Here is a 10,898-nt window from a genome sequence, read left to right as displayed (position 1 = left end):
ATGTATACGCTAAACAGGTACAGGCATGATAGATAAGGTTGTAGTCGATACCAGCATATTTATCAGTGCATTGATTGGCCCATCCGGTCCCAGTCGAGAGCTGATTCGTCAATGTCTCTTAGGTAACTATCAGCCTTTGATGGGTAATGCACTGTTTTGCGAATACGAATCAGTTTTTAGCAGACCGCATATCCTCAAATAATGTCCATTAACGCAGCCTGAAATAGACTTACTATTGCAAGCATTCATGAGTATTAGTCATTGGACTTTTATCTACTACACATGGCGACCTAACCTGAAGGACGAAGCTGATAACCATCTGATCGAACTCGCGATCGCAGGCAGCGCTTCTCTCATTGCGACCAACAATCTAAAAGACTTTTAAAACGCTGAATTACTCTTTCCAGAACTCACTATCCTAAAATCAGAAGCAATATTAAGGAGACCGTAATCATGGCAACCCTGACCATTCGCCTGCCTGACGACAAACACGAAAGACTCAAAAACTTTGCTAAGAGCCGAGGCATTAGTGTCAACAAACTAATAGAAGAACTCTCTACTATCGCCCTAGCAGAGTTTGACACGTTCACTCGGTTTAAAGCACTAGCTGCAACTGGAGATCCCGAAGTAGGCTTACAGCTCTTGGATAAGTTGGATGCTGAAACTAGATAGCCTCATCATCACCCAACACTTCAGTATAATAGTCAAGCAAAAGGTGAATTCAAAAAGCAGTCATAAAGCGTAGCAAACCAGAAGACGATGTCAGCATCAATCGTTGGCTGCTAGAGCAGTGAATGGCATAGATTTCAGCAAACCTTCTACGGGGAGAATTAGCGGATAGTCATGAAGCTAGCAACACTCTTACTGTTGATCGGCTGGCTGCTAAGCGCCTGCACCGAGCCAGCCGCCACCCCGGCACCCCCTATCACCGATGTGCTCATCCGTGGCACCAACTTCAACGGCAAAGGCGGTATAGAAATCGAAGGCTATCGCTGGACCTCGCAAAACGATTCTAAAGGCAACGGCCTGATGCTGCGAGAGGTTGAATCTGCTACCACCGAGCTACGGCCCAAACCAGCCACAGATGAAAACACTCAGGCCATGCTCAATAGCTCTATTGTTAACACAGAGCGCCTAGCCATCGACCAGCTGATCTACAACGCCAAATACGATATGTACTTTTGGTTTATGGAAAATCAGCGTGGCACACCGCGCACCATGAGCATCGAGATAGAAGGGCAAATCGTCGAAGAAGCGATGGGTGACCTACCCTACCGTCAGTGGGCGCGGTTTGGCCCCTATCCCGTAGACCTGACCGACACCGAGCTGAACATTGTCATCACCACCACCGACCCCAACCAAAAAGCTGAAGTCATGGGAATGCTGATGGTGAAACCCTAGCGTGTCTTGCAGGGCCTCTACCAAACAATAGGCACTAGATTCGATTTAGTAAGCCGTAATCAAGTCATTCCTACTGAGGGTGTGATGTTCTATCTCAAAGCGTTTGACTGAGCTGAGGCGTTCTATCAGCCGTTCAAAAACGAACCGCGATATTACATCCTATGCCAACCAGACTCAGATGTATTGCAACAATTCTCGCGAGAAGAATCCAATCAGGTTCATCGTGATCGTTGGCGATAGAGCTAACTACACCAATCCGAACTTCTCTTTATATAGGAACTTCTCTTTCTATAGTTAGAGATGTATATGGTTAAAGAGGTATAGGAGTTAGGCAAAGCTAGCGTACATACTAAGGGTGACCATATTTCGGCTTTGAAGGCCATATAGCCAGGTAGAAATCCATACTACCTACGCAGTTTTACAGAGATATAAGAATGAAGAGAACAATAACAACAGCACTTGCTGGTGTCTTGATGCTAGGCGTTGCTGCTTGCGATACAGCTAGAACCAGCGCTGATGCTCCATCGGACGTGGGCGGCGAGGTTGAAGATCCTGCTGCTGTAGAAGAGACTTTGGAGGATGCGGAGAGCGAAGTGCGTCAGGCCCAGCTCGATTCTGACATCAGAGCGCGTGAGCAGCGTAATGAAGTACTAGGTGATGAAGGGGAACGCGCTGACTCTGATCTAGAGAGTGAGGTTCGCTCCAAGCTAGAGGCGAATATCCCCAGAAGCAAGCTGACGATTGATGCTGAAGATGGCAACGTCGCCATATCAGGAACCGTTCCTAGCGATCGCGAATACGAAACAATCGAGCCCTTGGCAAAAGAGATTTTGGGCGTTGAGTCTGTCGCTGTAGATGTCGAGGTCGTACCGGCAGCAGAATAGCATCGGCATAAAGTCTTTGGGATACGGGTCTTGAGTAGATCCTCAAGGGTGCATAGGAAAAAAGAAAAAGTAATAAGTAAGGAGAAATCTAGATGGTCATTCAAAATACCGGTCAACCTACGACTCAGGCTGCAGCAGGCCAGTATCAGCGTGCTGTTGGTGTGTTTAAAACTCGCGCCGAAGCAGAGCGTGTCATTCATGATATGGATGAAGCAGGCTTAAACATGGAGCGCGTTTCGGTGGTTGCTAGAGATGCCGATGAGGTCTCTGGAATCGAAACGGGCGTTAAAGAAGAGGAAGTGGGTAACCACGCCGACGATGGTGCAGCAACTGGTGCGATTACTGGTGGTGCTATCGGTGGCGTTGGCGGGCTGTTAGTAGGTCTAGGTGCGCTGGCAATTCCAGGTATCGGTCCTATTCTACTAGCAGGTGCTGAGGCGACTGCGATCGCAACTACATTAGCAGGGGGTGCTATCGGTGCAGCCGCTGGTGGCCTAGTTGGTGCGCTCATTGGTCTAGGAATTCCTGAAGAAAGAGCCCGCGTCTACAATGACAGAGTTGCCTCTGGTGAATATTTAGTCATGGTGAACTCTGTCGCAACCGATATTGCTAGCGCCGAGGCAATCATGAAGCGCCATAACGTAGAAGAGTTCGAAATCTATGGCTCTACAGGCTCCGCGTTAGATAACGCTGACAACCTCAAGCTTTACGAAGAGCGCTTAAAGGTTAATAAGGACAGGGTACGCACTGGGCAAGTCTCCGTTGGTAAGCGGGTAATCTCCGATACTGCTGAAGTCGCTGTACCTGTTGAGAAAGAAAGAGTTGTCATCGAGCGCACGACACCGACAGCAACAACAGCTACTCCTACTGCAGACGCTTTCCAGTCGGGTGAGGTAGCCCGTGTGGAAGTGTATGAAGAATCGGCAGATATCCGTAAGGAAGCTGTTGTAGCAGAGGAAGTCAACGTTCGCAAAGAGACCACCCAAGAAACGGTCACTGCGGAAGAGACACTGCGCCGCGAGGAGTTAGATGTCAAATCCAACGACGGTACGGTCATTCGCGAAAGCTAACTTAGGAAAGTAAGCATTTTACTTTGTAGACTTTACAGCGTTTCTCTGATGCACTGGAGGAACGCGAGTCACTTAGCTTATTGTTGCATAAGGCTTTCAGCTTTGAAATCTGTCTCTTAGCCAAGTAGCCAGCGCTATAGTTTGTAGATACTGTAAGTCTGCATTTAAAGAGTTCTCATATAATGCGCTAAACTGCGACCCATGCGGTTTGGTGCATTTTTTTGGTTCTCCTAGAAGTAGAAGATGTAGAGAACCTAAGATGACTGATTACTTTCACTTGGCAGGCACGCTTTAGCGCCGTACAACAGCGTAGCCTCCTGTCGCTGCGGTCATAGCAGCGTCCACGCTCATGCGTAAGCTGTTTGGTTCATATGTGCTATCCATCTCCAGCTCTTTCTAGAACTCGCTACCCTAAAGCCAGAAGCAATTCTAAGGAAATCATAGTTATGGCAGACCTTACTATTCGCCTACCCGACGACAAAGTTGTGCAGAATGCCCTACCAGATGATAGATACTAGATTCGAGTCGGTAATGTTGCGATCGCAAGTTAGCAAAGCAACCTCCTCACCCTGCGACTGAATTACCAGCGCTGTTGCCACAATCTGCCGATCGTGCATCTCTGCAATAGCATTTAGGTCAATAGTTTTCTCGACTACAGTTTGATCCAATGGAAAAACCTGCATTCGGTGGTCACGCTTGACAGAACTTAGTAACGAAGTCACAGAAGGAATGTTCGTTTTTGCCTTCCTAACGATCCACGCCGCCTCCGCTAGAACGATTGCTGGCAGAATCAACTTACTTCTGGGATTCATCAGCGCCGCCTTGGCAGTATCACTCAACTGAGCACTGCCTTCTAAAAACCAGATCAGTACGTGAGTGTCAATGATGTAATTCATTCAATCGGTCCAGTCAAGACCATCATCCTCATCACCGTGAAACTCTGCTGATTTAAAGTCTTCTTCAGTAGCACCCTCACCCTCACCAGCAAACATACCAAAGTAAATCTGTTGAGAAGGGGTATCCTCTAGTTCAGAACTCATTGGAGGTGACGTTTGGCTTTGTGCGGACTCTTCTCTTGATGCAACATCAACAAACGTAACAATCACATCTGCGATCACAACGCCCGATGGCGGCTCTAGCAGCTCTACCTTCCCATTTCGATAGATTCCCTTCACAGACTGCATCATTTAGTTGACCTCCTTCAGCTCTTATCATAACCAACGAATTACGTTAGCGCAGTAGAACGCAGAATAACGACACGGTGAGATACCGCTTGCAGTTATCGATACCGCCACGCTGCGAACCAGCGAGATCAAAAGCCGTGCAGTCAAGTAAACAGATCGATCGCACACGCAACAAACCCTGTTACCAATGCTGCCTTCACAGATTCTTGTTGTATTCTTCTGTTTTTTCTTTAAAGCTATCTTCTTCATAAATCTCGCATTGCAGATTGTTATGAAAGACTTTTCCTACGTATTACCACAGCCAGCAGTGCCTATCTCAATTGCTACTTCTAGATCGCCGTCGTGTTTGCAAAGTGTAGTCATTGACTCTCTAGCTAACTCGCAGTCTCGTAAGAGCACAAACCGCTTTCAATTCATTGGACGATAACTAAGCGGTCATATTAGCGTTCACAAAATGAGTAATGCAGCATCAGTTTACTTTGTCTAGAAACGCCAAAGGATTGCTCATGTTTTCAGCAAAGCCCAAGATGCCCGGATCGCGCCATTCATAAAGCAGCTCGCCATCGGCATCGGCATCAAACAAAAACGTCGCTCCGCGCCAAGTCAGATACGCCGCATCCGGCACATAGGTCTTCCAATTGCTTAGCACTTCGCCCATATTTCGCAGCCGCAAAGTTGCCAGCTCAAACGGCCTTTGAAAGCCTTTGCCACCGGCAGATTTAAACACTTCTCCTTTCAAAGCGGGCAACGGTCTGGCTTTTACCATTTCATCATCGGCGATCAGCTGCGGCGCAGATTTGTCTCCGGTATAGCCGCGCAAGACTTCTTTGAGCGTGCCAGGGCTACCGATGCCAGCACACATCAGTAGCAGGTTGAAATAGCCGTTTTGCTGGGCGCTAAGACCAGGGAGCGAAACCGATAGTCCTTTGTATAGCCCGAGCTTCTGATGGAGTTCTGCGGCGGGGTCTATGTGCAGATGTTCTGGTGGGAAGTGGGTGTAATCACAGAATTTTTTTCCGGCAGTGCGATCGCCGATAGCAACAGCGCGTACTTGAATATTGGCAGCTTCTAGATCAAGGTGATTTCGCTCAATCCACCACGCATATTCCAGCGTGTCAAAATCACCTAGCTGTGGCCAGACGAGAACTAGGGTGCGTTTTGCCGAGCGGCACGATTCAAATACCGTTGCCTGCTGAGCGTCGCTGACCCGTAGCAAGCTGGTCTGATTCAAAGCTGAGCGAGCATCCATGGTCTTGGTTAGTAAGAAGACTGTCTTAATTTATCTTAGACGTCAGACTAGCGACGACCTGCGCCGAAGATTCTCTCGTATTGGCCTTAAATAGGCTGCTTGGTAGCTGAAGCGACAGCCAATTCTGATTTCCAGCAGCGATCGTTCTGGATCAAGGTATGAACTAGCCAGTCTGATTGTGAGGTGGGATAGTCGCTGCGGTAGTGTCCACCTCGGCTTTCGGTGCGGAAGTTAGCACTTTTAAGAATGAGGGCTGCGATCGCCAACAAATTTCTCACCTCCCCCCACAGTCGCACTTGCTCACCGCTCACTGACTCAAGCACAGCAGTTTTTCCAGGCTTGAGATCCAAAGCCTGAGTGATCGAAAGCTGATTAAACTGCGCTTGCCATTGACTGATTTGGGCGATCGCAGCTTCCATCAACCCTTGCTCTCGGCTGATACCCACCTGAGCCCAAATCAGCTGAGGAATAGCGTCTCGCCACTGAGTAAGCTGAGCAATCTGTGGGTGCCAGTCATCACCTATTTCAACGGCGCTGGCCCTCGCGGCCATAGGATCTGCAACCTCGCCAGTCAGCTCAATCTCTTCTAACTCGATCTCTTCTAGCTTAATCTCTTCTAGCTGTATGTCCTTTAGCTGTGCCCCATAGACCAAACACTCCAGCAAGGAATTACTGGCCAGTCGATTCGCCCCGTGAACGCCCGTACTCGCATTCTCTCCTACCGCGTATAGATTCCTAATTGTTGTTTCGCTACCCCGCCCAGCGACAATACCGCCCATCCAATAGTGAGCAGCCGGGGAGACTGGAATCGGCTGACTGAACAAATCAACGCCCCACTGCTTGCAGACACGAATAATATTGGGAAAGCGATACTGAATTCGTTCTGGATCAATCGGGCTCAAATCTAGATAAACAACGTCTGCATCTTTGTTCTTTTGCAAGTGAGAGAAAATTGCGCGGCTAACGACATCGCGCGGCGCTAGCTCTCCATCTGGATGATAGTCAAAAGCAAACCGATAGCCCGCACTATCTAATAGATGGGCTCCTTCACCTCTGACCGCTTCGCTGATCAAAAAGCGCGGAGCCCCGGCCTGAGTCAGCGCCGTCGGATGAAACTGGAAAAACTCTAAATCTCTAATCTTTGCGCCCGCTCGCCAAGCCATCGCCACCCCGTCTCCAGTGCTGGCCTCCGGGTTGGTAGTCTGTGAAAAGACCTGGCCGCCGCCGCCAGTGGCCAAGACCACCGCCCGCGCCGGTAGCCAGCGGATATCCGGCGCGCCTTCTGCATCGGCTTGAGACAGACAGACCCCTTTACAATCACCTGCTTCTACCCACAGATCCAAAGCGAAAGATCGATCAAAGACCTTTATGTTCTTTTGGCTGAGTACTCGCTGAGCTAGCGTCAAGACAATCGCGTGCCCGGTCGTATCTGCGGCATGTAGAACCCGCTTGCGAGAATGAGCGGCTTCTAGAGTCATCGCGAGTTGCTGACCGCTGCGGTCGAAGGCGACGCCTAAATCGACTAAAGAATCTATGCACTGTCGAGCTTCTTCGACCAAGAGGGTCACTGCCTCGGGCTCACAGAGGCCAGCGCCCGCTCGTAGTGTGTCTTCAATATGCAAAATGGGTGAATCGTCAGGTGCGATCGCGGCTGCAATGCCACCTTGCGCCCAGTCACTCGCCGATACTGCCAGCGTATCTTTGGTCAAAAGCCCTACCCTAAGGTGCGTCGGCAGGCACAGTGCCGAATAGAGCCCAGCAGCACCGCCACCCACGACCAACACGTCGAAGTCCGCTATCCCAGAAGAAATTGCCAACAAAAAAACGCTCCTGTAAAAGGTGGTTGCCTGTAAATCACGCCCGTAGATTGTCTTAACTCTATCAGTCGCAATGCTTCAAAAGACAAAGCCTCTAGCCGAGGTTGGCTAAAGGCTCTTTTGATTGATGATCTGGTGATTGATGGTCTAGCAGTGATAACTTGCGGACGAAAGTCAGCTTCGAATCTGCTCAATTCCTGATCTCAGTCATCTCAGGCCGCAATTTCAATCCGCAATTTCAACCTGTAGTCTAAGGATTACTTGTAGACACCGTTGTTGAATCGATCTGCTCCCTCTACTAAGGCTGGGTCAGGCGCAGAAATCGTAAAGATATCTATATTCTGCTGTAGGCGATCTTTCTCGACCTGTCTAAGATCTGGAATATCTAGGATGTCTTCTACAGAATCATAAGGTGCGTTCGACACAACCTTCCCTGCAATGGTTGGGTACAGACCGCGATGCTTACGAAAAGCAGCGATATTAGTGTTGTTCACATCGATCTTGCTGCCATAAGCCGTAGCTAGCTTGTCGTCTATAGAGTTACGCAAGTCCTTGCCACCAGCGTTGGCCAGCAGCGTGGTGCCGTTGAGCTGGCTGCTACTATCAAAGACGGCTGCGGCGCTGTTGAAAGACCATGCCATAGCCGACTGTGAAGATCCTAGAAGCACAGCGCCTCCGACCATCAGCGTAATTCCAAAGGCAAGACACCTGCCTAATACTTTTCTAATCGCTAGTTTCATCCGCTTAAAACCTCATTCTAAATATACTCTCATCAGCTTTATTAGAGGATATCATTTTTGCGCGGCTCTCTAGTGAGACAATGCTTTAGCTTCGGCGTCCTAATAGGGTTATCCAGCTTTCAATAGAGGTATCCGTAGCTAGCTGGGTTCGTAGCTGGATTCATAGCTGGCCAAAAATCTTTCTAGATCAGAAAAAGCGCAGCCATACGTGACCACTTTCTGCTCATATCCCTTTAGCTCAACCGCATAGCGTTTAAAGGTTTCTTCGTCAACCCCTATCTGCTCTAGTGCTCGGTAGGTGGCTTCACCCACTGATAGATCTAGGCCCAGCTGCTTGGTCGAGCTTTCAAACCGGAAAGCAGCGTTTACTGTATCGCCTAGAGGCGTGTAGTCGGGGCAATCGCTACTACCTGCATTACCAACCATGGCGTAGCCCGTATTAAGTCCCGCCCCAATGCGTAATGGAAAGGGCAAAGGAAACTCTGTATGAAGCTGCATCGTCATCTGGTTGAGTTCGCTGATAGCCTGGGTAATTTGCAGCATTGACTGCTGCGTTACCTCCTGGCTGCCATGAATCCAAACCGCCATGACGGCATCTCCGATGTATTTATCAACCCAGCTATCATGCCTGCCGATAATTTCCCCGGCGTAGCGAAACCAGGTGCCAATCGCCGCAGACAAAACTTTTTCGTCGAGCCGACGGGCCATGACGGTGTAATCACGAATGTCTATGACTAGTACCGAAATCATCCTGCGGACGTGAAGAGTAGCCGTCGCTGTATGATCGTGGATTTCATCATGGGTATGGCTAAGCTCAGGCTCTATGCTCGGACAGTAGAAGTTCAGTCCAGTTTGACCAAAGGTAATTTCGTCGCCGTTATGTAAGGTGACTGGCACACTAACGCGGCGACCATTGATGAAGGTGCCATTGCGACTGCCTAAGTCGATTAGGTAAAACTCGCCAGTTTCCATGTATTGCAGCATGGCATGGTTACGCGAGATCCAGCGATCGCCCAATACGAAGTTATTGTCATCACTGCGACCAACTGTCCAGCACTGATTGCCCGCTAAAAGCATCGGTCGCTTTTTGCTATCTTTTTTTAGAACCAGGTGAGGTCCGATTTTTGGGGTAGTCTCAGAAGTTGCCACAGCTACTGGTGAATAACTTTGCTTCAAAAGAACACAAACCGACAGGAAAAGCTGCCTAGGACGGGGCTAGCGAGAAGTACTCCAAAAAACTGGCGCTTTTGGAACGTTACTAATAAATAGTGTTGCGTGAAATCACCGAGCCGCGTAGGTAATCACTCTTTGCTGAGTCTGTATGCTTTGAAGGTATGTTAGTCGAGTTTGCCGAGGCGATCATGCTATTCAATGAGATTTTAAGTTCCTTGAACACGTATGAATATTCTGTAGGAATGTGAGCAAGACTTCTAGCGCGTGCTTATGCTCTGATATGCGTTTTGATAGTTGATCAACTAGTGGCTCGAACTAGTTGCTCGAACCAAAGCTAAGCTGTCACCATTAACAACGACAAACCAGCAAACAACTGGTGAAAGAATTGATAGATAAAAAGCGATCGCGATCGCCTAAGCAAAGATAGCCGCTACAAAAAACAGGCTATCGACCAAAATAGTACTGAGTACCGCGCCGCTAAAGGCCCACCACCGCGTACTATGCGACCTTAGCGGTATAGTACCCAACATAATCAATAGAGATAAGAGCACAATCGCGCTACCCACTCCTTGATAAGTCTCCATTCGCATCAGCGCATTGTGTAGAATCACGCCTGCTTGCTCAGGCGGATTGACCATGAGAGCTCGCCAGTAAGGAATCAGACCGACGCAATAAAAATACAGGTCTGTAATCGCCGTGCCCAGAAGCGATCCTAAATAGAAATAGTTGCCGATCTTCGCCTTGCCGTAGCGCAGCAGAATCAACACAATAGGCAGACCCAAAGCTTCTATCGGTAGATGGACGTATGGATCCCAGCGAAACCAGCCCCAGTAGACCGCGCCAGCTAACCAAGTCCAACTAAATCCGATGATCAAGTCTCCCCAGAGCTGGGTGCTGGCTTTTTGTAGCAGCTTCCAGCCCAAGAGCAGCCAGATAGCCGTCGTTAGTAAGCAAACCTGGGGCACCAAACGAACCAGAGGTGCCTGGATAAAAACGGGAACGGCGACCAAAAAGGCAGATGCCGCAAAAGCCTGAACGCGAGTACGGCTAAACAGAAGGGCGACTTGGTGACGTAGCCGATTGCCTGAATCGCTAGGGGTGGGTACTCGATCCGAGCAACTGACTGAAGATAGCGGCCTACACAGCGAAACCAAAGGACTGTCATCCCCTTCACTCACCGCCTTCCTCAGCGAGCGGTCGGCTCTACTTTTATTAGAAATCTGCAAAGCCCCGGCATCCTTAACTTGTGGCGTGATTGACTGAAGAATTTGCAAGGCTTTTCTGAGATGGATTAACCATTCTTAACATAGCACGATTTACGGGTATGTGTTTAGCGTATAAGCATATAGCAATAACTTTATTTCTGTCTATTATACACAT

At 49.0% G+C, this 10,898-nt stretch carries 11 protein-coding genes and 1 pseudogene; 5 read left to right on the top strand and 7 right to left on the bottom strand.

Annotated elements, in window-relative coordinates:
• Positions 1 to 25: 25 nt before the first annotated feature.
• The 5 genes and pseudogenes from IQ256_RS30570 to IQ256_RS26755 all read left to right on the top strand — a co-directional run bounded on the left by IQ256_RS30570 (position 26) and on the right by IQ256_RS26755 (position 3,355).
• A pseudogene (locus IQ256_RS30570) lies at positions 26 to 385 on the top strand (putative toxin-antitoxin system toxin component, PIN family).
• 68 nt (positions 386 to 453) lie between these two features.
• Positions 454 to 672: a toxin-antitoxin system HicB family antitoxin gene (locus tag IQ256_RS26770; RefSeq protein WP_193858747.1), complete on the top strand. Its 219-nt coding sequence runs from the start codon at positions 454 to 456 to the stop codon at positions 670 to 672.
• Positions 673 to 843: 171 nt separating this feature from the next.
• A complete protein-coding gene (locus tag IQ256_RS26765) occupies positions 844 to 1,401 on the top strand; it encodes a hypothetical protein (RefSeq protein ID WP_193858746.1) in 558 nt (185 codons plus the stop codon).
• Between the two features lie 434 nt (positions 1,402 to 1,835).
• On the top strand, positions 1,836 to 2,285 hold the full coding sequence (locus IQ256_RS26760; RefSeq protein ID WP_193858745.1) for a BON domain-containing protein: 450 nt from the start codon (positions 1,836 to 1,838) through the stop codon (positions 2,283 to 2,285).
• Positions 2,286 to 2,377: 92 nt separating this feature from the next.
• Positions 2,378 to 3,355 carry a YsnF/AvaK domain-containing protein gene (locus tag IQ256_RS26755; RefSeq protein WP_193858744.1) on the top strand — a complete coding sequence of 326 codons (978 nt, stop codon included), beginning with the start codon at positions 2,378 to 2,380 and terminating at the stop codon, positions 3,353 to 3,355.
• A 497-nt stretch (positions 3,356 to 3,852) separates the two neighbouring features.
• Here IQ256_RS26755 and IQ256_RS26750 read toward each other — a convergent pair whose 3' ends face one another.
• The 7 genes from IQ256_RS26750 to IQ256_RS26720 form a co-directional block, all read right to left on the bottom strand.
• Positions 3,853 to 4,251, bottom strand: a complete 399-nt coding sequence (locus IQ256_RS26750) for a type II toxin-antitoxin system VapC family toxin (RefSeq protein ID WP_193858743.1) — start codon at positions 4,249 to 4,251, stop codon at positions 3,853 to 3,855.
• Positions 4,252 to 4,542, bottom strand: coding sequence for a hypothetical protein (locus IQ256_RS26745; protein WP_193858742.1), 291 nt, complete (start codon positions 4,540 to 4,542; stop codon positions 4,252 to 4,254).
• Positions 4,543 to 5,008: 466 nt separating this feature from the next.
• Positions 5,009 to 5,788, bottom strand: a complete 780-nt coding sequence (locus IQ256_RS26740; protein WP_193858741.1) for a peroxiredoxin-like family protein — start codon at positions 5,786 to 5,788, stop codon at positions 5,009 to 5,011.
• 86 nt (positions 5,789 to 5,874) lie between these two features.
• Positions 5,875 to 7,605, bottom strand: coding sequence for an L-aspartate oxidase (gene nadB / locus IQ256_RS26735; protein WP_228025324.1), 1,731 nt, complete (start codon positions 7,603 to 7,605; stop codon positions 5,875 to 5,877).
• A 257-nt stretch (positions 7,606 to 7,862) separates the two neighbouring features.
• A complete protein-coding gene (psbU, locus tag IQ256_RS26730) occupies positions 7,863 to 8,345 on the bottom strand; it encodes a photosystem II complex extrinsic protein PsbU (RefSeq protein WP_228025323.1) in 483 nt (160 codons plus the stop codon).
• Positions 8,346 to 8,483: 138 nt separating this feature from the next.
• Complete coding sequence (locus tag IQ256_RS26725) at positions 8,484 to 9,494, bottom strand: FHA domain-containing protein (protein WP_370623558.1); 1,011 nt, start codon at positions 9,492 to 9,494, stop codon at positions 8,484 to 8,486.
• A gap of 437 nt (positions 9,495 to 9,931) precedes the next feature.
• Positions 9,932 to 10,792 carry a DUF3120 domain-containing protein gene (locus IQ256_RS26720; protein ID WP_228025322.1) on the bottom strand — a complete coding sequence of 287 codons (861 nt, stop codon included), beginning with the start codon at positions 10,790 to 10,792 and terminating at the stop codon, positions 9,932 to 9,934.
• Positions 10,793 to 10,898: the final 106 nt, after the last annotated feature.

The sequence above is a fragment of the cf. Phormidesmis sp. LEGE 11477 genome (assembly GCF_015207105.1).
Classification (GTDB): Bacteria; Cyanobacteriota; Cyanobacteriia; order Phormidesmidales; family Phormidesmidaceae; genus Phormidesmis.
This window is presented reverse-complemented; position numbering and strand designations above follow the sequence as displayed.